20 protein-coding genes are annotated in these 22,383 nt (G+C 71.2%); 3 read left to right on the forward strand and 17 right to left on the reverse strand.

The genetic code is table 11. The features are described from left to right. Nucleotides 1–114: 114 nt before the first annotated feature. Complete coding sequence (locus ACZ4V6_RS14710) at nucleotides 115–2,298, forward strand: ATP-binding protein (protein WP_467826716.1); 2,184 nt, start codon at nucleotides 115–117, stop codon at nucleotides 2,296–2,298. 31 nt (nucleotides 2,299–2,329) lie between these two features. Here the strand turns inward: ACZ4V6_RS14710 and rpsD are convergent, their stop codons facing one another. From rpsD to ACZ4V6_RS14735, 5 genes are all read right to left on the reverse strand, one after another. Continuing rightward, nucleotides 2,330–2,944, reverse strand: coding sequence for a 30S ribosomal protein S4 (gene rpsD, locus ACZ4V6_RS14715; protein ID WP_077797756.1), 615 nt, complete (start codon nucleotides 2,942–2,944; stop codon nucleotides 2,330–2,332). 294 nt (nucleotides 2,945–3,238) lie between these two features. Continuing rightward, nucleotides 3,239–4,594 (reverse strand): replication-associated recombination protein A, encoded by a 1,356-nt coding sequence (locus ACZ4V6_RS14720; protein ID WP_467826718.1) that lies wholly within the window; start codon nucleotides 4,592–4,594, stop codon nucleotides 3,239–3,241. A gap of 41 nt (nucleotides 4,595–4,635) precedes the next feature. Beyond that, nucleotides 4,636–5,298 carry a vitamin K epoxide reductase family protein gene (locus ACZ4V6_RS14725; RefSeq protein WP_467826721.1) on the reverse strand — a complete coding sequence of 221 codons (663 nt, stop codon included), beginning with the start codon at nucleotides 5,296–5,298 and terminating at the stop codon, nucleotides 4,636–4,638. Between the two features lie 190 nt (nucleotides 5,299–5,488). Continuing rightward, nucleotides 5,489–6,751: a histidine--tRNA ligase gene (gene hisS, locus ACZ4V6_RS14730; RefSeq protein WP_467826723.1), complete on the reverse strand. Its 1,263-nt coding sequence runs from the start codon at nucleotides 6,749–6,751 to the stop codon at nucleotides 5,489–5,491. 13 nt (nucleotides 6,752–6,764) lie between these two features. Continuing rightward, nucleotides 6,765–7,481: an MBL fold metallo-hydrolase gene (locus ACZ4V6_RS14735; protein WP_467826725.1), complete on the reverse strand. Its 717-nt coding sequence runs from the start codon at nucleotides 7,479–7,481 to the stop codon at nucleotides 6,765–6,767. Nucleotides 7,482–7,662: 181 nt separating this feature from the next. Here ACZ4V6_RS14735 and ACZ4V6_RS14740 point away from each other — a divergent pair, with 181 nt between their 5' ends. Then, nucleotides 7,663–8,514, forward strand: a complete 852-nt coding sequence (locus ACZ4V6_RS14740) for a peptidylprolyl isomerase (RefSeq protein WP_467826728.1) — start codon at nucleotides 7,663–7,665, stop codon at nucleotides 8,512–8,514. 136 nt (nucleotides 8,515–8,650) lie between these two features. Further along, on the forward strand, nucleotides 8,651–9,880 hold the full coding sequence (locus ACZ4V6_RS14745; protein WP_467826730.1) for a DUF349 domain-containing protein: 1,230 nt from the start codon (nucleotides 8,651–8,653) through the stop codon (nucleotides 9,878–9,880). 79 nt (nucleotides 9,881–9,959) lie between these two features. On the opposite strand, the gene relA is transcribed toward ACZ4V6_RS14745, so the two are convergent. The 12 genes from relA to ACZ4V6_RS14805 all read right to left on the reverse strand — a co-directional run bounded on the left by relA (nucleotide 9,960) and on the right by ACZ4V6_RS14805 (nucleotide 22,344). Next, a complete protein-coding gene (gene relA / locus ACZ4V6_RS14750; RefSeq protein WP_467826733.1) occupies nucleotides 9,960–12,509 on the reverse strand; it encodes a GTP pyrophosphokinase in 2,550 nt (849 codons plus the stop codon). Nucleotides 12,510–12,682: 173 nt separating this feature from the next. Beyond that, the gene (locus ACZ4V6_RS14755; protein WP_467826735.1) at nucleotides 12,683–13,222 is read right to left on the reverse strand and encodes an adenine phosphoribosyltransferase; all 540 of its coding nucleotides are present in this window, start codon (nucleotides 13,220–13,222) and stop codon (nucleotides 12,683–12,685) included. Next, the gene (secF, locus tag ACZ4V6_RS14760) at nucleotides 13,219–14,340 is read right to left on the reverse strand and encodes a protein translocase subunit SecF (RefSeq protein WP_467826737.1); all 1,122 of its coding nucleotides are present in this window, start codon (nucleotides 14,338–14,340) and stop codon (nucleotides 13,219–13,221) included. Before secF ends, ACZ4V6_RS14755 begins: the two co-directional genes overlap by 4 nt. Nucleotides 14,341–14,343: 3 nt before the next feature. Further along, entirely contained in the window at nucleotides 14,344–16,143 is a 1,800-nt protein-coding gene (secD, locus tag ACZ4V6_RS14765; RefSeq protein ID WP_467826739.1) for a protein translocase subunit SecD, read from the reverse strand. 122 nt (nucleotides 16,144–16,265) lie between these two features. Further along, complete coding sequence (yajC, locus tag ACZ4V6_RS14770) at nucleotides 16,266–16,763, reverse strand: preprotein translocase subunit YajC (protein ID WP_467826741.1); 498 nt, start codon at nucleotides 16,761–16,763, stop codon at nucleotides 16,266–16,268. Nucleotides 16,764–16,939: 176 nt separating this feature from the next. Then, the gene (ruvB, locus tag ACZ4V6_RS14775) at nucleotides 16,940–18,013 is read right to left on the reverse strand and encodes a Holliday junction branch migration DNA helicase RuvB (protein ID WP_467826743.1); all 1,074 of its coding nucleotides are present in this window, start codon (nucleotides 18,011–18,013) and stop codon (nucleotides 16,940–16,942) included. A 27-nt stretch (nucleotides 18,014–18,040) separates the two neighbouring features. Beyond that, the gene (gene ruvA, locus ACZ4V6_RS14780; RefSeq protein ID WP_467826746.1) at nucleotides 18,041–18,646 is read right to left on the reverse strand and encodes a Holliday junction branch migration protein RuvA; all 606 of its coding nucleotides are present in this window, start codon (nucleotides 18,644–18,646) and stop codon (nucleotides 18,041–18,043) included. Continuing rightward, on the reverse strand, nucleotides 18,643–19,227 hold the full coding sequence (gene ruvC / locus ACZ4V6_RS14785) for a crossover junction endodeoxyribonuclease RuvC (RefSeq protein ID WP_467826749.1): 585 nt from the start codon (nucleotides 19,225–19,227) through the stop codon (nucleotides 18,643–18,645). Before ruvC ends, ruvA begins: the two co-directional genes overlap by 4 nt. A gap of 117 nt (nucleotides 19,228–19,344) precedes the next feature. Next, nucleotides 19,345–20,097 (reverse strand): YebC/PmpR family DNA-binding transcriptional regulator, encoded by a 753-nt coding sequence (locus tag ACZ4V6_RS14790; RefSeq protein ID WP_467826751.1) that lies wholly within the window; start codon nucleotides 20,095–20,097, stop codon nucleotides 19,345–19,347. 47 nt (nucleotides 20,098–20,144) lie between these two features. After that, complete coding sequence (gene pdxT, locus ACZ4V6_RS14795; RefSeq protein WP_467826754.1) at nucleotides 20,145–20,753, reverse strand: pyridoxal 5'-phosphate synthase glutaminase subunit PdxT; 609 nt, start codon at nucleotides 20,751–20,753, stop codon at nucleotides 20,145–20,147. Nucleotides 20,754–20,765: 12 nt separating this feature from the next. Then, nucleotides 20,766–21,677, reverse strand: a complete 912-nt coding sequence (pdxS, locus tag ACZ4V6_RS14800; protein WP_388824295.1) for a pyridoxal 5'-phosphate synthase lyase subunit PdxS — start codon at nucleotides 21,675–21,677, stop codon at nucleotides 20,766–20,768. 124 nt (nucleotides 21,678–21,801) lie between these two features. Beyond that, entirely contained in the window at nucleotides 21,802–22,344 is a 543-nt protein-coding gene (locus tag ACZ4V6_RS14805; protein WP_467826756.1) for a LemA family protein, read from the reverse strand. Nucleotides 22,345–22,383 lie beyond the last annotated feature (39 nt).

The raw sequence follows: 22,383 nt of genomic DNA on the forward strand, positions 1-22,383 counted from the left end.
CACCGAGCCTATCGCGCCGGGCAGCGGGCTCCGTACCGGATTACCGTCGGCGTACGGCGAAGACGGGGGAAGCGATTGTACGGAGTGAATACGGGCCAGTACGCTCCGTGTTCCATGCGAGACCATCGGCGCGACGGCAGCTCCTCCCACGGCAACCTCCCGCTGGAGCCCGACGTCTTCGTCGGGCGCGCGGCGGAGCTCGCCGGGCTGGCCCGGGCCCTCGACGCCGCCCGGCTGGTGACGGTGACCGGGGCGGGCGGGGTCGGGAAGTCCCGCCTGGCGGCGCGGGCGGCGGCACGGTGCGCGCCCCGGGACGGGGCTTGGCGGGTGGACCTGGCGCCGGTGCGCGATCCGGAGTTCGTCGACTACGCGGTCGTGGAGGCGCTCGGCCTGACCGACCACACCACGCGCCTGCCCCGCGAGACGCTGCTCGCGCACCTGGCCGAGCGGGAGCTGCTGCTGGTCCTGGACGGGGTCGAGCACCTGGTGGACGCCTGCGGCGCGCTGGCGGCCGCCCTGCTGGGCCGCGTACCGGGGCTGCGGGTGCTGGCGGTGGGGCGCAGGCCGCTGGGCGTGGCCGGGGAGCGGCTGGTGCCGCTGGCGCCGCTGAGCGCGGAGGAGGCGGTGGAGCTGCTGGCCGTCCGGGCGGCGCAGCGCGGTCTCGTGTGCGGGGACGCCGTGGACGCCGACGTCGAGGGAGTGCTGCGGGAGCTGTGCCGGCGGCTGGACGGGATCCCGCTGGCGATCGAGCTGGCCGCCGGGCGGCTGGACGCGCTGTCGCCGGGGCAGATGCTGCGGCGGCTGGACGACCGCTTCCGGCTGCTGACCGGCGGGGACCGCGCCGCGCCGCCCCGGCACCGGACGCTGCGCACCGCGATCGGCTGGAGCCACGAGCTGTGCACGCCGCAGGAGCGGCTGCTGTGGGCCCGGCTGTCGGTGTTCACGGGGTCGTTCGACCTGGAGGCCGCCGAGTACGTGTGCAGCGGCGGCGGGCTGCCCGCCGACGACGTGCTGGACGTGGTCTGCGCGCTGCTGGCGCAGTCCGTGCTGACGCGCGAGGAGACGCCGGCCGGCGTCCGGTACCGGATGCTCGACACGGTGCGGGCGTACGGTGCCGACTGGCTGGAGGCGACGGGTGACGCGGCGCGGCTGCGGCGCCGCCACCGGGACTGGTACGTGGGGCTGGCGACCTGGTGCGAGCTGGAGTGGTTCTCGCCGCGCCAGCGTGAGGTGGCCGCGCGGGTGGAGGCGGAGCTGCCGAATCTGCGCGGCGCCCTGGAGTACTGCCTGGCCGAGCCGGACGAGGCGCACCTGGGCCAGTACCTCGCGGGCGCCCTGTGGTTCCACTGGGTCGGCTGCGGACGGCTCTCGGAGGGGCGGCACTGGCTGGAGCAGGCGGTGCGGCTGGACGTGGAGGGGTCGGCGGGCGGGCAGTCCCGGCTGAAGGCGCTGTGGGTGCTCGGGCACGTGACGATCCTGCAGGGCGACACGGTGTCCGCGCTGGCGGCGCTCCACGAGTGCCGCCAGGAGGCCGAGCGGTCGCAGAACCCCACGGCGATGGCGTACGCGGAGCACCGCACCGGCTGTCTGGCGCTGGTCACGGACGACATGCCGCGCGCGGAGGCGCTGCTGCGGTCGGCGCTGCGCCGTTACCGGCAGATCGGCGAGCTCAACACCAACGTGCTGATGGGCCAGGTCGAGCTGGCGATGGCGCGGGCGTTCCAGGGCGATCTGCCGGACGCGGTGCGGTTGTGCGAGGACGTGCGCCAGGTGTGCGAGGACCACGGCGAGCGCTGGGCCCGCGGGTACGCCCTGTACGTGCTGGCGTACGCGGCCTGGAGCGAGGGCGATCCGGTGCGCGCCCGCGAGCTGCTGACCGACTGTCTGGCCGGCGCCCACCGCTTCCGGGACCAGCTGGGTTCGGTGCTGGCACTGGAGTTGCTGGCCGTGGTCACGGTGACGGAGGGCGACGCGGCGGAGGCCGCGGTGCTCCAGGGCGCGGCGGGACGGATGTGGCCGTCGGTGGGGCTGCCGCTGTTCGGGTCGGCGCACTACAACGCGCCGCACGAGCTGTGCGAGGCGATGGCGCGGGAGCAGCTGGGCGACGAGCGGTACGAGGAGCACGTGCGGCACGGGGCACGGCTCGGCCGTGCGGAGGCGGTGACGCGGGCGCTGCGGCGGCCGGCAGCGGCGGCGCTGCCGGCGCCGCGCCGGGCGGGCCGGCCCGCGCCGGTGGGCGCGCACAGCGCGAAGCCCGCCGCCTCGCCCACCCGGAGGGGCGGGGAGACGACGGGCTGAGGTACCGCGGGGGTACTGACGTCCGGCTGGATCAGCGGGCGTAGTACTCGACGACGAGCTGCTCGTCGCAGATCACCGGGATCTCTTTGCGGTTCGGCTCGCGGTCCAGGCGGAACGCCAGGGCCTTGAGGTTCACCTGGAGGTAGCGCGGGGTCTCGCCCTCGGGGGCGAAGCCGCCCTCACGGGCGATCGTGAAGAGCGTCTTGTCCTTGGAGCGCTCGCGCACCTGGACGACGTCGTCCGGACGGACGCGGAAGGACGGCTTGTCGACCTTCTGGCCGTTGACCTGGATGTGGCCGTGGACGACCATCTGGCGGGCCTGGTAGATCGTGCGGGCGATGCCCGAACGCAGGACCAGCGCGTCGAGACGGCGCTCGAGCTCGATGACCAGGGCCTCGCCGGTCTTCATGTTGGTCTTGGAGGCACGCTCGTAGGCGCGGACGAGCTGGCGCTCGCTGAGGTCGTACTGCGCGCGCAGACGCTGCTTCTCGAGCAGACGGACCTTGTAGTCCGAGTTCTGCTTGCGGCCGCGGCCGTGCTCGCCCGGCGGGTAGGGGCGGGCCTCGAAGTACTTGACGGCCTTCGGCGTCAGCGCGATGCCGAGGGCACGCGACTTCTTGACCTTGGGGCGGGACTGGTTCGCCACTGTCTGTGTCTCTTTTCTGAGTTTCCGGCTCGTCAGGGTTGAGGGAGGTCGCATCCGCAGCCGGGGAATCCCGCCGGTCCCGTGGGACCTGCCGGGCAGCCGCTCCCCTGGTCTGGGCACATACGTGCAGCACGCGAGTGGCCCACCGACCGCTCCCGGAGCCCCGGGTGGTGGTGGGCTGCCCGCGACACCGGTCGACGGTGCGCGACGCTCCTGGAACCCGCTGGGGGTTCCGGCTGGTTGTCCCGTTCTGACTGCACGGAACTCAGCGCTTCGGGCGATTCTACAGGCTGCTCAGGTCCGCTTGCGACCGAGGTGCTCCCGGGTCCACTCCACCGCGTCCGCGTATCTGGCCTCGGCACCGTGCCGGGTCGGGGCGTAGTACGTCCGGTCCTTCAGCTCGTCCGGGGCGTACTGCTGGGCGGCGATGCCCTCGGGCAGGTCGTGCGGGTACACGTAGCCCTGCCCGTGCCCGAGCTTGCCCGCGCCCTTGTAGTGGCTGTCGCGCAGGTGGGCCGGGACTGGTCCGGCGTGCCCCTTGCGCACGTCCTCCAGGGCGGCGCCGATGGCGGTGGTGGCGGCGTTGGACTTGGGGGCGAGGGCCAGGGCGATGGTGGCGTGGCTGAGGGTGAGGGCGGCCTCGGGGAAGCCGATCATGGCGACGGCCTGGGCGGCGGCGACGGCGAGGGGCAGCGCGTTCGGGTCGGCGAGGCCGATGTCCTCGCTGGCGGAGATCATCAGGCGGCGGGCGATGAAGCGGGGGTCCTCGCCGGCCTCGATCATCCGGGCCAGGTAGTGCAGGGCGGCGTCCACGTCGGAGCCGCGGATGGACTTGATCAGGGCGCTGGCGACGTCGTAGTGCTGGTCGCCGTCGCGGTCGTACTTCACCGCGGCCCGGTCGACCGTCTCCTCCAGCGTGGTCAGGGCGATCTCGCCCTCGCCCTTGTCGAGCGCGGCCCCGGCGGCGGCCTCCAGGGCGGTCAGCGCGCGGCGGGCGTCGCCGCCGGCGATGCGCAGCAGGTGATCCTCGGTGTCCTCGGGGAGGGTGACGGCGCCCCCCAGGCCGCGCTCGTCGGTCAGGGCGCGGCGGAGCAGGCCCCGGACGTCGTCGTCGGTGAGGGGTTCGAGGGTGAGGAGGAGGGAGCGGGAGAGCAGCGGGGAGATCACCGAGAAGTACGGGTTCTCGGTGGTGGCGGCGATCAGGGTGACCCAGCGGTTCTCGACGGCGGGGAGCAGGGAGTCCTGCTGGGCCTTGCTGAAGCGGTGGATCTCGTCGAGGAAGAGGACGGTCTCCTTGCCGTATCCCCCGACGGCTCGGCGGGCTCCGTCGATGACCGCGCGGACCTCCTTGACGCCCGCGGTGATCGCCGACAGTTCCACGAAGCGCTTGTTGGTGGCCTTGGAGACGACGTACGCCAGGGTCGTCTTGCCGGTGCCCGGCGGGCCCCAGAGGATCACCGAGGAGGGTCCGGCAGGACCGGAGGCCCCCTCTCCGACCAGTCTGCGCAGCGGTGATCCCGGCTTGAGCAGGTGCTGCTGACCGACGACCTCGTCGAGGGTGCGCGGGCGCATCCGCACGGCGAGGGGGCTGCCGGTCGGGTCCTTCTCCTGGCGTTCTTCTGCTGCGGCGGTGAACAGGTCGGGCTCCACGCGAGAACCCTAAATGACCGCACCGACAACGCGGCGCGCCGTCAGCTGGTCCAGAAGTCCCACCAGCGGGTCAGGATCATCATGCCGATGATGCCGATGTGCAGCACCGGCAGGACCCAGGTGAACTCGCCGAAGAAGCCGCGCAGCCAGTTCGGCGCGGGCAGGAAGCCCTTGCGGACGTTGAAGGACGTCACGTACCAGAACATCAGGATGGTGGCGACCCAGGCCAGGCAGCACCACAGGCACAGCGCGTTGATCCGGTACAGGGACTGGAACTGCAGCCACGTGACGAATCCGACGCCGAACAGGCAGCCGGCGTTGAAGGTGAGCCAGTACCAGCGCGGGAAGCGGGCCCGGGCGAGCAGGCTCATGCCGACGCAGACGACGATGCCGTAGGTGACCAGGCCGAGCATCGGGTTGGGGAAGCCGAAGACGGCCGCCTGGTCGCTCTCCATGACGCTGCCGCAGGAGACGACCGGGTTCAGGCTGCACCCGGGGGTGAACGTCGTGCCCGCGACCTTGGCCTCGAGGAGCTTGAACTTGTCGAGCGTGATGACCCACGCGGAGAGCACCCCGGCGGCGCCCGTGATCACCAGCAGCAGGGCGAGGGCACGACTGGCGCCCTCCGTGCGCGGGGCTCCGGAGGTGACTTCCGACGCGGGCTCTGCCACGGTGGAGACGTCCTTCACTGTCGTCTTGCTCATCACGCCGATTCCGTCATTCGAGTCGGATCTGCTTCGGGCAGGGGCCATTGTGCCGCACGGACCTGTAGGGCCACCGTTCGATGAACATAAGAACGCACCGGCGATCGCCCTCGGGCGTGATGACGCGGCCGATGCCCGTTCGCCGGGGGCACACGTGAACGAACACGTGCGCCCCCGGAGGCGTACCGGGCTAGCCGAGCCGCGACTCCAGCTCCGCCACGATCTCGTTGACGCCGATCGCCGTCTGCTCGCCGGACTCCATGTCCTTGAGCTGGACGACGCCTTCGGCCAGGTCGCGTTCGCCGAGGACCAGGGCGTAGCGGGCGCCGGAGCGGTTGGCCGCCTTCATCGCGGCCTTCAGGCCCTTGCCGCCGTAGGAGAAGTCGGCGGCCACGCCGTTCTTGCGCAGCTCGGTGACCTTCCCGAACAGGATCCGGCGGGCCTCCTCGCCGAGCGGGACCGCGAAGACGGAGGTCGCGGACGGGATGTCCAGTTCGATGCCCTCCGCCTCCAGGGCGAGGACGGTGCGGTCGACGCCGAGCGCCCAGCCCACGGACGGCAGGGACGGGCCGCCGATCATCTCGGACAGGCCGTCGTAGCGGCCGCCGCCGCCCACCGCGGACTGGGAGCCCAGGCCGTCGTGCACGAACTCGAAGGTGGTGCGCGTGTAGTAGTCCAGGCCGCGCACCAGCTTGGGGTCGTCCTCGAAGAGGACGCCGGCCGCCGTGATCAGCTCGCGGACCTCCTCGTGGTAGGTCTTGCAGGCGTCGCACAGGTAGTCGCGCAGCAGCGGGGCGTCGGTGAGCTGCTTCTGCACGTCGGGGCGCTTGTCGTCCAGGACGCGCAGCGGGTTGATCTCGGCGCGGCGCAGCGTCTCCTCGTCCAGGTCGAGGCCGCGCAGGAAGTCCTGGAGCGCGGCCCGGTAGACCGGGCGGCACTCCTTGTCGCCCAGGGAGTTGAGCAGGATGCGGAAGTTCCGCAGGCCCAGCGCGCGGTACGACTGGTCGGCCAGGATGATCAGTTCGGCGTCCAGCGCCGGGTCCTCGGCGCCGATCGCCTCGGCGCCGACCTGGGAGAAGTGGCGGTAACGGCCCTTCTGGGGGCGCTCGTAGCGGTACTGCGAGCCCGAGTACCAGACCTTCACCGGCAGGTTGCCCGCCTTGTGCAGGTTGGCCTCCAGGACGGCGCGCAGCACGGGCGCGGTCGTCTCCGGGCGCAGGGCGAGGCGGTCGCCGCCCTTGGTCTCGAAGACGTACATCTCCTTGGTGACGATGTCGGTGGACTCGCCGACACCGCGCGCGAAGAGCTCGACGTTCTCGAAGCCGGGCGTCTCGATGTAGCCGTAGCCGGAGTTGCGCAGCGGGGCGGCGATCGCCTCGCGGACGGCCAGGTACTTGGCGGAGTCCGGCGGCAGCAGGTCGTACGTGCCCTTGGGGGCCTTGAAGGTGCTCACGGAAGGTCTCTCGTCACATTCCTCGTCGGGGAGCATCGGTGGCGCCGTGCTCCTGGCGGCCCGCCGCCACCTGCCGCAGATACGGGTTGGTGGCGCGCTCCTGGCCGATGGTCGTCTGGGGGCCGTGGCCGGACAGCACCACGGTCGGGTCGTCGAGCGGCAGGACGACGCGGGCGAGGGACGCCAGCATGTCGTCCATGGAGCCGCCCGGCATGTCCGTGCGTCCGATGGAGCCGGCGAACAGCAGGTCGCCCGAGAAGAGGATCGGCGGGATGTCCGCCGCCTCGGGCAGGCCGAAGGTCACCGACCCCTTGGTATGGCCCGGCGCGTGCGCGACCGTCAGCTCCATGCCCGCCAGCTCCAGCTTCGCGCCGTCGGTCAGTTCCCTGACGTCGTCCGGCTCCCCCACGGTGAGCTCGCCCATGAGCGGCATGCCGATGGACCGGCCGATCCCCTTCTCGGGGTCGCCCATCATGTAGCGGTCGTCGGGGTGGATCCAGGCGGGCACGTCGTGCGCGCCGCACACGGGGACGACCGAGGCCACGTGGTCGATGTGGCCGTGGGTGAGGACGACGGCGACGGGCTTGAGCCGATGCTTGGCGAGTGCCTCCTCGACGCCCTGCGCGGCCTGGTGGCCGGGGTCGATGATCACGCACTCCTCACCCGCGGCGGGGGCGACGAGGTAACAGTTCGTCCCCCAGGCCCCGGCGGGGAACCCGGCAATGAGCACGATCGTCCTTCGTTTGTGTCGGTACGGGTGGCTTGCGGGCGGGCTGCGCCCGTGGTCAGAGCCTACCGGCGGTGCCGTTTCCTCAGCGAACCCATATACGGTACGGGGCTACACGCACGCGGTCGGTTCGTCACGCGCACGCGTACCGGTCGGCACACACGACGCATGAGGAGAGAACCCGGTGGTCAGCCAGGAGCAGCGGCGGCGTCAGCTCGCCCGGGAGAAGTTCTTGCGGCAGCAGCAGCGACGCACCTCCGCGCGACGCAAGGCACGCATGCGCAACGCGGCGATCGCCTCGGGGCTCGGCGTCGTCCTGATCGGCAGCGTCGCGCTGTACACGACCGGGGTCGTCCTGGGGGACGACGACGACAAGACGAACGCGAGCGCGGAGGCCACCCCGAGCGCCTCCGCGAGCAGCAAGGCTCCGGACCCGTGCGGCAAGCCCGCCGAGGGCAAGGCCACGACGCAGACCTGGAAGAAGGAACCTGCGATGGCCATCGACAAGTCGGCGGAGTACACGATGAAGCTGTCGACCACCTGCGGCGAGATGGACATCGCGCTGAAGGCGTCGGCGGCGCCGCGCACCGTCAACTCGTTCCACTTCCTCGCGGACAAGGGCTACTTCGATCACACGAAGTGCCACCGGCTGACCGACCAGGGCATCTACGTGCTCCAGTGCGGCGACCCGCAGGGCACCGGGGCGGGCGGTCCCGGCTACACGATCCCCGACGAGAACCTCAAGGACAAGAGCCTCACGGGCAACGTGTACCCGGCGGGCACGGTGGCGATGGCCAACCAGTACAACGCCCAGACGCAGCAGGGGCGGAACACGGGCGGCAGCCAGTTCTTCCTCGTCTACCAGGACAGCCAGCTGCCCCCGGACTACACGCCGTTCGGCACGGTGTCCGAGGCGGGGATGAAGGTGCTCAAGAAGATCGCGGACGCCGGGGCGCAGCCCATGGACCCGACGACGGGGAACACCGCGCCCAACGCGACGGTCGTGATCGACAAGGCGACGGTCACGAAATCCTGAGCCCCAACTGCGGAATTTCGGTCGCGCGGGATGCGGACAGGCCCCCCGCCGGTCGCCTATGTTGGCGGTGACGAAACTGTGGACGATGCCCGGGGGCAGCAGAGCCCCTTCGCAGGCATCATGTGGAGGAGGCGCTGTGAGCAGCGACCCGTGGGGCCGCGTCGACGAGACGGGGACCGTGTACGTGCGTACGGCCGACGGCGAGAAGGTCGTCGGTTCCTGGCAGGCAGGCTCCCCCGAGGAGGCTCTCGCCTATTTCGAGCGCAAGTACGAGGGCCTGGTTGTCGAGATCGGCCTCCTCGAGAAGCGAGTGAAGACCACCGACCTGTCGTCGAAGGACGCGCTGGCCGCCGTCGAGCACCTGCGCGAGCAGGTCGACGCGCACCACGCGGTCGGTGACCTGGAGGCGCTGCGGGCCCGGCTGGACAAGCTGGTCGAGCTGGTCGACAAGCGCCGTGAGGAACGCAAGGCGCAGCGGGCCAAGCAGTCCGACGAGGCGCGGGGCGCCAAGGAGGCGCTGGTCGCCGAGGCCGAGGAGCTGGCGCAGTCCGACCAGTGGCGGGCGGCCGGCGAGCGGCTGCGGTCGCTGGTGGACACCTGGAAGGGTCTGCCGCGCCTGGACCGCAAGTCCGACGACGAGCTGTGGCACCGCTTCTCGCATGCGCGCTCGGCGTTCTCCAAGCGCCGCAAGCAGCACTTCGCGCAGCTGGACGCGCAGCGCGAGGAGGCCCGCCGGACCAAGGAACGGCTGGTCGCGGAGGCCGAGGCGCTGTCGGACTCGACGGACTGGGGACCGACGGCCGCGCGGTACCGCGACCTGATGTCCGAGTGGAAGGCCGCGGGCCGCGCCCAGCGCGAGCACGAGGACGACCTGTGGAACCGCTTCCGCGGCGCCCAGGACGTCTTCTTCGCCGCCCGCAGCTCGGTCTTCGCCGAACGGGACGCGGAACAGGCGGAGAACCTCAAGCTCAAGGAGGAGCTCGCCGAAGAGGCCGAGAAGATCCTGCCCGTCACGGACCTCAAGGCCGCCCGCGCCGCGTTCCGCTCGGTCAACGAGCGCTGGGAGGCCATCGGCCACGTGCCGCGTGACGCCCGGCCGAAGGTCGAGGGCCGGATGCACGCCGTGGAGCGGGCGATCCAGGAGGCCGAGGAGGCCGAGTGGCGCCGGACCAACCCGGAGGCACGCGCGCGTGCCGAGGGTCTGACCGGTCAGCTCCAAGCCGCCGTGGACAAGCTGCGCTCCCAGATCGAGCAGGCGCGTGCCCAGGGCAACAACGCCAAGGCCGACAAGCTCCAGCGGGAGCTGGACGGCCGGCAGGCGCTGCTGGACCAGGCCCTGAAGGGCCTGCAGGAGTTCGGCGGCTGACGCACACGCGAAGGGGGCTCCCGTACGCACCGTACGGGAGCCCCCTTCGCGTGTGCCGCGTCGTACGTGCTCGCGGGCCCTACGACGGCCTGCGCGCCGACGTCACCCGGTACACGTCGTACACGCCCTCCACACCGCGCACGGCCTTCAGGACGTGCCCGAGGTGCTTCGGGTCGCCCATCTCGAAGGTGAAGCGCGAGGTGGCCACCCGGTCGCGGGAGGTCTGGACGGCCGCGGAGAGGATGTTGACGTGCTGGTCGGACAGCACGCGCGTGACGTCCGACAGCAGCCGGGAGCGGTCCAGGGCCTCGACCTGGATGGCGACCAGGAAGACGGAGGACTGGGTGGGCGCCCACTCGACGTCGAGGATGCGCTCGGGCTCGCGGGAGAGCGAGTCCACGTTCACGCAGTCGCTGCGGTGAACCGATACGCCGCTGCCGCGGGTGACGAAGCCGATGATCGGGTCGCCGGGGACGGGCGTGCAGCAGCGGGCCAGCTTGACCCACACGTCCTCGACGCCCTTGACGACGACGCCCGGGTCGGCGCTGGTGCGGCGCTTGCGGCCGCGACCGCGCGCGGGCGGGACCGACTCGTCGATCTCCTCGGTGGCGGCCTCCTCGCCGCCGAGCGCCTGGACCAGCTTCTGCACGATGTTCTGCGCGGAGACGTGGCCCTCGCCGATCGCCGCGTACAGCGCGGAGATGTCCGAGTACCGCATCTCGTGCGCGAGCGTGACCAGGGAGTCACCGGTCAGGATGCGCTGGATCGGCAGGTTCTGCTTGCGCATGGCGCGGACGATGGCGTCCTTGCCCTGTTCGATCGCCTCGTCGCGGCGCTCCTTGGAGAACCAGGCGCGGATCTTGTTGCGGGCACGCGGCGACTTCACGAAGCCGAGCCAGTCGCGGGAGGGACCCGCGCCGGCCGCCTTGGAGGTGAAGACCTCCACCAGGTCGCCGTTGTCCAGGGTGGACTCCAGCGGGACGAGACGGCCGTTGACCCGGGCCCCTATGGTGCGGTGGCCGACCTCGGTGTGGACGGCGTAGGCGAAGTCCACGGGTGTGGCCCCGGCCGGGAGCGCGATGACGTCGCCCTTGGGGGTGAAGACGAAGACCTCGTTGCGGGAGAGGTCGAAGCGCAGGGACTCCAGGAACTCGCCGGGGTCCTCGGTCTCCTTCTGCCAGTCCAACAGCTGCCGCAGCCACGCCATGTCGTTGACGGCGGCCGAGTCCTTGCCGGCCTTGCCGGCTGCCTTGGGCACGTCGGTGCGGACCTTGGAGGCGCCGGCGACGGCCTCCTGCTTGTACTTCCAGTGCGCGGCGATGCCGTACTCGGCGCGGCGGTGCATGTCGAAGGTGCGGATCTGCAGCTCGACCGGCTTGCCGTTGGGGCCGATGACCGTCGTGTGCAGCGACTGGTACATGTTGAACTTGGGCATCGCGATGTAGTCCTTGAACCGCCCCGGAACCGGGTTCCAGCGGGCGTGGACCGTGCCCAGCGCCGCGTAGCAGTCGCGGACGGTGTCCACCAGGACGCGGATGCCCACCAGGTCGTAGATCTCCGCGAAGTCACGGCCGCGGACGATCATCTTCTGGTAGACGCTGTAGTAGTGCTTGGGGCGGCCGGTGACGGTCGCCTTGATGCGGGCCGCGCGCAGGTCCTGCTGGACCTCGTCGGTGACGACGGCGAGGTACTCGTCGCGCTTGGGGGCGCGCTCGGCGACCAGGCGGACGATCTCGTCGTACATCTTGGGGTAGAGGATCGCGAAGGCGAGGTCCTCCAGCTCCCACTTGATGGTGTTCATGCCCAGGCGGTGGGCGAGCGGCGCGTAGATCTCCAGGGTCTCGCGCGCCTTCTTCTCCTGCTTCTCGCGCTTGAGGTAGCGCATGGTGCGCATGTTGTGCAGGCGGTCGGCGAGCTTGATGACCAGGACGCGCGGGTCCTTGGCCATGGCGACGACCATCTTGCGCACGGTCTCCGCCTGCGCGGCCTCGCCGAACTTGACCTTGTCCAGCTTGGTGACGCCGTCGACGAGCAGGGCGACGACGTCGCCGAAGTCGCGCCGCAGGTCCTCCAGGCCGTACTCGGTGTCCTCGACCGTGTCGTGCAGTAGCCCGGCCATCAGGGTGGCCGGATCCATGCCGAGCTCGGCGAGGATCGTGGTGACGGCGAGGGGGTGCGTGATGTACGGGTCGCCGCTCTTGCGCTTCTGGCCGCGGTGCCAGCGTTCGGCGACCTGGTAGGCGCGCTCGATCTGGCGCAGCGTGGCCGTCTCGATCTTGGGGTCGTTGCTGCGCACTATCCGCAGCAGCGGCTCCAGGACCGGGTTGTACGGGTTCGCGCGCTGCACGCCGAGACGGGCGAGGCGGGCGCGCACGCGGTTGGAGGAGCCGGAGCGGACGGGCTGTCCGGCGGGCGTGCGGACCACGGGCACGTTCTGGGGGCGCCCGGACGGCAGCGGCTTGGGACGCGGCTGCTGCTCCGCGGGCTTGTCGACCGGCGCGGACGGGGCGTGCTGGATCGGCCCGTGCGTGTCGTTCTTCGCCTGGGGCGCGCTCGGCGCGGGCTTCGCCGCGGACGCCGAGGCGGGCTCGGGCTTTGCGGCGGTCAGTGGCTGGGCCTCGTCTGGCAAGAGGACTCCTCGTGCGCGATCCGGGTCCCCCGGTCAGGTTCCGGAAACCCCATGGTAGCGATCCTGCCCTCCAGGATCGCCTTCAGGCCGAAGTGAGTGCCTTCGACCGGGGAAACACCGGAGGCGGGCACCGGATTCCTCCGGGCCCGCCTCCGGGTGCGGCAGGGGCCGCCTCAGACGGTGAGCAGCGCTTCCAGCGGGGCGCCGGCCAGGGCCGGCTCCAGCCGGGCGCGCCCGTCGAGGAAGCCCAGCTCCATCAGCACGGCGAGGCCCGCGACCTGCGCGCCGGCCCTGCGGATGAGCTGGACGGAGGCCTCTGCGGTGCCTCCGGTGGCCAGGACGTCGTCGACGATCAGCACGCGGTCGCCGGCACTCAGGTCCTCGGCGTGCACCTCGATCTCGGCCGACCCGTACTCCAGGTCGTAGGCCTGGCCGAGGGTGGCTCCGGGGAGCTTGCCCGCCTTGCGCACGGGGACGAAGCCGAGGCCGGAGCGCAGGGCGACCGGGGCGCCGAGGATGAAGCCCCGGGCCTCCAGCCCGACGACCTTGGTGGCGCCGGTGCGCGCGGCGACCCCGGCGAGGGCGTCGGTGAGCGCGGTGAACGCCGCCGGGTCGGCCAGGAGCGGGGTGATGTCCTTGAACACCACGCCCGGCTCCGGGTAGTCGACCACGTCCCGGATGCGGCTGAGCAGCAGCTCCTGGATGCCGGTCATCGGCGCTTCCCCGAGGGCCGGCCGCGGCCCCTGTTGCGGGACGTGGGCTGGTTGCGGGGGCCGACGACCGCGGGTGCGGCGTCCTCGGGCTCGTCGTCGGCGTACGGCCCGTCGGTGACGTCGGCCTCGGCCGGCTCCCCCTTGGCCGCGGCCTGGGCGCGCTTGGCGAGGACGCGCTTCTTGAGGGACTTCATCTGCGGCTCGGCCTCCTTGAGGTCGGCGACCAGCGGCGTGGCGATGAAGATCGAGGAGTACGCGCCGGCCGCGAGGCCCACGAACAGCGACAGCGAGATGTCGTTGAGCATGCCGGCGCCGAGGACACCGCCACCGATGAACAGCAGGCCGGCCACCGGGAGCAGCGCGACCACCGTGGTGTTGATGGAGCGGACCAGGGTGCTGTTGATCGAGCGGTTGGCGATCTCGCTGTAGGTCCAGCGGGTCTGCTTGGTGATGTCCTTCGTCTGCTCCTTGAGGCTGTCGAAGACGACGACCGTGTCGTAGAGCGAGTAACCGAGGATCGTGAGCAGACCGATCACCGTGCCCGGCGTGACCTCGAAGCCGACGAGGGCGTAGATGCCGGTGGTGATGGTGATGTCGTGGATCAGTGCGATGAACGCGGCGAGCGCCATGCGCCACTCGAACGCGATCGCCAGGTAGATCACGACGAGGATCATGAAGATCGCCAGGCCCTGCCAGGCCTTGTTCGCGATCTGGTCGCCCCAGCTGGGGCCGACCAGGTCGGCGTTGATCTTCTCCGCGTCGACCTTCAGGTCCTTGGAGAGCTCGTCCTTGATCTGGTCCGACTTGCCGGTGTCGACGCCCGCGATCTGGATGCGCAGGCTGCCGTCGCCGAGCTTCTGGACGATCGCGTCGTGGCCGGAGGCCTCCTCCGCGTACGTCTCCGCCTGCGACACCGAGGCGCTCATGTTCTTCGGGGTGGTGAAGACCGCGCCGCCCTGGAACTCGATGCCCATGTGCAGGCCGCGCACCGCCAGGCCCACGATCGCCGTGATGGTGATCAGGATGGAGATGCCGTACCAGATCTTGCGGTTCTTGATGAAGTCGTAGCCGACCTCGCCATGGTGCAGCCGGGCGCCGAGCTTGCCGAGCTTCGACATCTCTCACGCCTCCTTCGGGTCGACAGGGCCGGCGGACGGACGGCGGGTGCGGCGCAGCGGCGGCTTGGCACCCAGGCTCTTCGGATCGAGGCCGGACCACTTGTGGCCGCTCGCGAAGAACCTGCGGCGGGCCATCAGCGTGAGCAGCGGCTTGGTGAAGAGGAACACCACCACGACGTCCAGCAGGGTGGTCAGGCCCAGCGTGAACGCGAAGCCCTGGACCTTGCCGACGGTGACGATGAAGAGCACCGCGGCGGCGAGGAACGACACGAAGTCGGAGACCAGGATGGTGCGCCGGGCGCGCGGCCAGCCGCGCTCGACCGCGGGGCGCAGCGAACGTCCTTCGCGGATCTCGTCGCGGACGCGTTCGAAGTACACGATGAACGAGTCCGCCGTGATGCCGATGGCGACGATGGCTCCGCAGACGGCCGGCAGGTTCAGCGCGAAGCCGATGGTCGGGCCGAGCAGCGCCATGATCACGTACGTCAGGCCCGCGGACACCAGCAGCGAGGCGACGGCGATGAACGACAGCCCGCGGTAGTAGAGCAGCAGGTAGAGGACGACCAGCGCGAGGCCGATCGCGCCGGCGATCAGGCCGGCCTTGAGCTGCTCACCGCCGAGCGCGGCGGTGACGGTGGTGACGCTGTCCTCCTTGAAGCTCAGCGGCAGGGCACCGTAGGACAGCATGTTGGCGAGGCTCTGGGCCTCTTCCTGGTCGAAGCTGCCGGAGATCTCCGCGTTGCCGCCGGTCAGGGCCTGGCTGACGTACGGGTCGGAGACGACCTCGTTGTCCAGGACGATGGCGAACTGGTTCTGCGGGGACTGGTTCTGGGCCAGCTTGCCGGTGATGTCCGCGAACTTCTTGGAGCCGGAGTCCGTGAACTTCATGGTGACGGTCCAGCCTGCGGCGGTCTGCGTGTTGAAGACCGCCTTGGCCTCGTCGACGTCGGTGCCGTCGACCGCGGCGGGGCCGAGGATGTACTTCTGCCACTGGCCCTGCGAGTTCTGGCCGCAGGCCACCGTCGAGTCGCCGGGCTTGGCGCCGTTGCCCGCCTTGGCGCGGTCCGCCTTCTTCGTGCAGTCGAGGGCCGCGTACTGGGCCTGGAGCTTGGCGGCGGCGTCGTCGCCGGAGGCGCTGGCGCTCGGGGACGGGGAGGCGTCGCCGGTGGCCGTGCCGGAGGCGGACGGGCTGGGGTCGGCCTTCAGGGCGTCGGTGACCGCGCGGCCCTGGGCGGTGGCACTGGCCGAGGCGGAGCCGGACGGCGACGAGCTCGCCTTGTCCCCGTCGGTGGCCTTGTCCGTCGCCTTGTCGGTCGCCTTGTCGGTCGCCTTGTCGGTCGCCTTGTCCGAGGCGCCGGAGGCGCTCGGCGTCGGGCTGCCCGTGGCGGCGGCACCGGAGAGTTCGGTGGCGAGGACCGGGCGGAAGTAGAGCTTGGCGGTGGTACCGACCTGGGCCCGGGCTTCCTTGGAGTTCGTACCCTTGGGGATGTTGACGATGATGTTCCGGTCGCCCTGGGTCTGGACCTCGGCCTCGGAGACACCCAGACCGTTGACACGGTTGTTCATGATGTCAACGGCGGTGTCCATGTTGGTCTTGTTGATCGCGGACTCCTGGCCGGGTTCCGAGACCGCCCTGAGGGTGATGCTCGTACCGCCGGCCAGGTCGATCCCGAGACGCGGAGTCGTGTGTCCGGAGGCGAACATGCCTCCCGTGAGCGCCGCGATGACGATCACGATCAGGGCCAGCGAGCGCCCGGGCTTGCTCTGAGCGCTCGCGGTCTTTCCCTTTTTAGGTGCTACCACCTGTTCGTACTCCCTCTCGAGCCGCGTCACGCCGGGGCGGCGCACCGGCGGCCATCACATGGTGTGGGGATCCGCGCGACGCGCGGGACGCACGGGAACGGTCCGTGCGCCCCGGGGCGCGGCTACTTCGCCTCGGAGCCGCCGTCGGACTTCTTCGGCTGCTCGTCCGCCGTCGTCGCCTCGGCGGGCGCGGCGTCGGCCGTCGGCTCGTCGGCCGTGTCCTTCTTGCCGAGGTCGACGGGCTTGTCGTCGGAGCCGGCGGCGGCCGGGGCGTCGGTCCCGGTGAGGGAGGAGGCGTCGTCCGGAACGATGTCGGCGTCGGACTTCAGGTCGTGCTCGATGCCGTGGACGATGCGGTTGTACTCGTCGTCGGTGAGGACGGCACCGATGGAGTTCTTGGCGAAGAGCAGCTCGACACCCGGACCGGCGTCGAGGAGGACCGTGTCCTCGTTGACCTCCTTGACCGTGGCGTACATGCCCCCGATGGTGCGGACACCGGAACCGGGCTGCATCTGGTTCCGCATGTCAGCGGCCTGCTGCTGCTTCTTCTTCGCCGACCGCGTCATCAGGAACATGGCCCCGATGAGCACGATGAACGGGAGGAGGGTCACGAGACTCACGGGTCGGTACTTCCTTCACACGACCGCGATGGTGAGCGGCCTGATGGTTGGGGGTGTGTACGCCGCCGACAGGGGCGGCATCGGCGGAGTCTAAGCGAGTCCGCGCGCATGGAACAACGCTCAGCATGGCACCGGGGTTCCTGCTCCGGCGAATGTCCTCGCCGGAGCGGGGGGTGTCACGCCCCGAACAAGTCCTGTTGTCCGTTTCCGGAGTTCTGCGCCCGCGGCGGGGTGAGACCGAGGTGCGCCCAGGCCGCCGGGGTCGCGACCCGCCCGCGCGGGGTGCGGGCCAGGAGGCCCTCGCGCACGAGGAAGGGTTCGGCGACCTCTTCCACTGTCTCACGCTCCTCCCCCACGGCGACGGCGAGCGTGGACAGGCCGACGGGACCGCCGCCGAACAGCTTGAGCAGTGCCTGCAGCACGGCCCGGTCGAGGCGGTCCAGGCCCCGGGCGTCGACCTCGTAGACCGCGAGGGCGGCGGCGGCGATCTCCTGGGTGATCAGGCCGTCGGCCTTGACCTGGGCGTAGTCGCGGACGCGGCGCAGCAGGCGGTTGGCGATGCGGGGGGTGCCGCGGGAGCGGCCGGCGATCTCGGCGGCGCCGGCCGGGTCGATCTCGACGTCGAGCAGGCCCGCGGAGCGGTGGACCACGCGTTCCAGCTCGGCCGGTCCGTAGAACTCCATGTGCGCGGTGAAGCCGAAGCGGTCGCGCAGCGGGGGCGGCAGCAGGCCCGCGCGCGTGGTGGCGCCGACCAGGGTGAAGGGGGGCAGTTCGAGCGGGATGGCGGTGGCGCCCGGACCCTTGCCGACGATGACGTCGACGCGGAAGTCCTCCATCGCCATGTAGAGCATCTCCTCGGCGGGCCGGGACATGCGGTGGATCTCGTCGAGGAAGAGGACCTCGCCCTCCTGGAGGGAGGAGAGGATCGCGGCGAGGTCGCCGGCGTGCTGGATGGCGGGACCGGAGGTGATGCGGATGGGGGCGCCCATCTCGGCCGCGATGATCATCGAGAGGGTGGTCTTGCCGAGGCCGGGGGCGCCGGAGAGCAGGACGTGGTCGGCGGTGGCCCCGCGCGCCCGTGCGGCGCGCAGGACGAGGTCGAGCTGCTCGCGGACCTTCTCCTGGCCGATGAACTCGCCCAGGTCCTTGGGGCGCAGGGCCGCCTCCACGGCCTGGTCCTCGCCGTCGGCGACCGAGTCCACCAGCCGCTCTCCGGCGGCCTCGGTGTCGGTCGTGTCGTCCCAGTTCATGAGGTGTGCCTCGGCTCTCGCTACGGACTATCGGGCGCGGTTCAGTGTCTGCAGGGCCGCCTTGAGCAGCTGCCCCACCTGGGGCGTGCCCCCGGCGGCCTCCGCCCGGGGCGCCACGGCGGACACGGCCTCGTCGGCCTCGCGGGTCGCGTACCCCAGACCGATGAGGGCGGCGTGCAGCTGGTCGCGCCAGCCGGTACTGACGGGCGCGCCGACGGCGGGGGCCCCGACCGGTTCGCCGAGCCGGTCCTTCAGCTCCAGCAGCAGCTTCTGGGCGCCCTTCTTGCCGATGCCCGGGACGGCGGTCAGGGCCTTCTCGTCCCCGGTGGAGACGGCCCTGCGCAGGGCGTCGGGGCTGTGCACGGCGAGCATCGCCTGTGCCAGGCGGGGGCCGACGCCGCTGGCGGTCTGGAGCAGTTCGAAGACCTGGCGCTCGTCGTCGTCGGCGAAGCCGTACAGCGTCAGGGAGTCCTCGCGGACGACGAGGGAGGTGGCGAGCTTGGCGGGCTTGCCGACGCGGAGGGCGGAGAGCGTGTTCGGCGTGCACTGGACGGCCATGCCGACACCGCCGACCTCCACCACCGCGGCGTCGGGGGCGAGGGCGGCGACCGTGCCGCTGACGAAGGCGATCATGCCGTGTGGCCTTTCGGTGCGTGCGGGGCTTTCGGGGTGCGCGGCTTCCTCGGGGCCCGCAGGCCCCGGGAGGCGTGCAGGGCGGCGGCCTGCTGGAGCCGGTTCTGCGCGGGGGCCCGCCAGATGTGGCAGATGGCCAGGGCGAGCGCGTCGGCCGCGTCGGCGGGCTTCGGGGGCGCGGCCAGTCGCAGCAGGCGGGTGACCATGGCGCCCACCTGGGCCTTGTCGGCGCGTCCGCTGCCGGTGACGGCGGCCTTGACCTCGCTGGGGGTGTGCAGGGCGACGGGGATGCCGCGGCGGGAGGCGCAGAGGATGGCGACGGCACTGGCCTGGGCGGTGCCCATCACCGTGCGGACGTTGTGCTGGCTGAAGACGCGCTCCACGGCGACGTACTCCGGCCGGTACTCGTCCAGCCACTGCTCGATGCCCTGCTCGACGGCGACGAGGCGGTGGCCGAGGTCGGCGTCCGCGGGGGTGCGGACGACGCCGACGCCGAGCATGGTCAGCGGCCTGCCCGCGACACCCTCGACGACACCGACCCCGCAACGGGTCAGTCCCGGGTCCACCCCCAGTACACGCACGCCCACGCCTTCCCTCGATCACCTGTTTGTGCAGGCTATCGGGTGCCACCGACAACGGCGGCGGGCCGGGGGGACGTGTCCCCCCGGCCCGCCGGAATGCCGTCGCGCATGCGGGCGCTACGCGTCGACCTTCTCCATGACCTCGTCGCTGACGTCGAAGTTGGCGAAGACGTTCTGCACGTCGTCGCTGTCCTCGAGGGCGTCGATCAGCTTGAAGATCTTCCGGGCGCCCTCCTCGTCCAGCTCGACCTGCATGGTCGGGACGAAGTTGGCGTCGGCCGACTCGTAGTCGATGCCGGCGTCCTGGAGGGCGGTGCGGACCGCGACCAGATCGGTGGCCTCGCTGATGACCTCGAAGGTCTCGCCGAGGTCGTTGACCTCCTCGGCGCCCGCGTCCAGGACGGCGCCGAGCACGTCGTCCTCGGTCAGCTCGCCCTTGGGGACGATCACGACGCCCTTGCGGTTGAACAGGTACGACACCGAACCCGGGTCGGCCATGGAGCCGCCGTTGCGGGTCATGGCGACACGGACGTCGGAAGCGGCGCGGTTGCGGTTGTCGGTGAGGCACTCGATGAGCACCGCGACGCCGTTGGGGCCGTAACCCTCGTACATGATCGTCTCGTAGTCGGCGCCGCCGGCCTCCAGGCCCGCGCCGCGCTTGACCGCGGAGTCGATGTTCTTGTTGGGGACCGACTGCTTCTTCGCCTTCTGGATGGCGTCGTACAGCGTCGGGTTGCCGTCGACGTCGGCACCGCCCATGCGGGCCGCGACCTCGATGTTCTTGATCAGCTTCGCGAAGAGCTTGCCGCGCTTGGCATCGATGACGGCCTTCTTGTGCTTCGTCGTGGCCCATTTAGAGTGGCCGGACATCTGCCTGTCTCCTTCGCGTAACCCGTCTTTGTACGAACGCAGGAATCCTACAAGGACTCCGCCGCCCGGTTCGCGCGCACCATGTCGGCGAAGAGGCGGTGGACGCGGTGGTCGCCGGTCAGCTCCGGATGGAACGACGTGGCCAGCGCGTTGCCCTGGCGGACGGCGACGATGTGGCCGTCGTGCTCGGCGAGCACCTCGGCCGCGGCGCCCACGGACTCGACCCAGGGGGCGCGGATGAAGACGCCCTCGACGGGACCGCCCTCCACGCCCGTGATGTCGACGGCCGCCTCGAAGGATTCGTTCTGCCGTCCGAAGGCGTTGCGGCGCACGATCATGTCGATGCCGCCGACCGTCTCCTGGCCCGAGCGCGGGTCGAGGATCTTGTCGGCCAGCATGATCATGCCGGCGCAGGTGCCGTAGACGGGCATGCCGCTCCGCACACGGGCGCGCAGGGGTTCCATCACGCCGAAGAGGACGGCCAGTTTGGAGATGGTGGTGGACTCGCCGCCGGGCAGGACGAGGCCGTCGACCTCGGCGAGTTCTTCGGGGCGCCTGACCGGCCTGGCCACAGCATCGGCCGTGGCCAGGGCGACGAGGTGCTCCCGTACGTCGCCCTGGAGGGCCAGGACGCCGATGACGGGGGTGTCACTCATGGGTGGGGTGCCTTACCAGCCGCGGTTGGCGTAGCGCTCGGCCTCGGGGAGGGTGTCGCAGTTGATGCCGACCATGGCCTCGCCGAGGTTGCGGGACGCGTCCGCGATGATCTTCGGGTCGTCGTAGAAGGTGGTGGCCTTCACGATGGCGGCGGCGCGCTTGGCCGGGTCGCCGGACTTGAAGATGCCGGATCCGACGAAGACGCCCTCGGCGCCGAGCTGGCGCATCAGCGCGGCGTCGGCGGGGGTGGCGACACCGCCGGCGGAGAACAGGACCACCGGGAGCTTGCCCAGCTCGGCGACCTCGCGGACCAGCTCGTACGGGGCGCGCAGCTCCTTGGCGGCGGCGTACAGCTCGTTGTTGTCGTAACCGCGCAGGCGGGCGATCTCGTTCTTGATCTGACGCAGGTGGCGGACGGCCTCGACGACGTTGCCGGTGCCGGCCTCGCCCTTGGAGCGGATCATGGCCGCGCCCTCGGCGATGCGGCGCAGGGCCTCGCCGAGGTTGGTGGCGCCGCAGACGAAGGGGGTCGTGAAGGCCCACTTGTCGGAGTGGTTGACCTCGTCGGCCGGGGTGAGGACCTCGGACTCGTCGATGTAGTCGACGCCGAGGGACTGCAGGACCTGGGCCTCGACGAAGTGCCCGATGCGGGACTTGGCCATCACCGGGATGGAGACGGCGTCGATGATGCCCTCGATCATGTCCGGGTCGGACATGCGGGCCACGCCGCCGTCCTTGCGGATGTCGGCCGGGACCCGCTCCAGCGCCATGACGGCGACGGCGCCCGCGTCTTCGGCGATCTTCGCCTGCTCCGGCGTGACGACGTCCATGATCACGCCACCCTTGAGCTGCTCGGCCATGCCGCGCTTCACACGGGCGGTGCCGGTCTCGGGGGCCTGGTTTTCGGAGAGCGTGCTGGACACGGGTACCTCACTGATGAGAAAGGGGGTTTCTGCAGCACTGAGGAAACGCGAACGGACCAGGCCACAGCAAGGGCCAATGGGCAGCCGGTGGCTCCTTTTGCGGCGAAAGGGCCGGGGACGGCCGTCAGGCGGCCCTGTCCACCAGCGCCGCCGGCGGTTCGTCGTCCATCTCGAAGGCCGGCGGGAAGGGGGCGTGTCCGGCCAGCCGGAACCAGCGCACCTTGCGGTGTTCGCGCAGGCGGCGCGCGGCGCCCACGGCGTCGTTGTGGAAGCGGCGGGCCATCGGCACCTTGCGGACCGCCTCGGTCAGTTCGCGGGCCGCCTCCTCCCCCCCGGGCGCCTCGCGCACCGCCTCCACCTGCCGGACGTCCTCGAACACCGCCCGCAGGGCCTGGCTCAGTTCGCTCTCGGCGACCTCGCGCTGCTCCTCCTCGGCCTGCCGGGCGGCGTGCGCGGCCTCGTACAGGACGATCGAGGCGGCCGGGTCCAGCACGCCCGAGGTGGCCAGCTCCTGGGCCACGGAGGCCCTGCGCAGCAGCTGTGCGTCGAGCGCGGCACGGGCGGCGTCGATCCGGGCGTGCAGCCGGTCCAGCCGCCCCGCCGTCCAGCTCAGGTACAGGCCGACCGCGACGAGGACGACCAGGATCCAGATGAGGGTTGCAGTCACGGGCGGCAACCCTACGGGAGCGCTCCGCCGGGACGGTGG

The organism is Streptomyces sp. NPDC029152, from assembly GCF_055564355.1.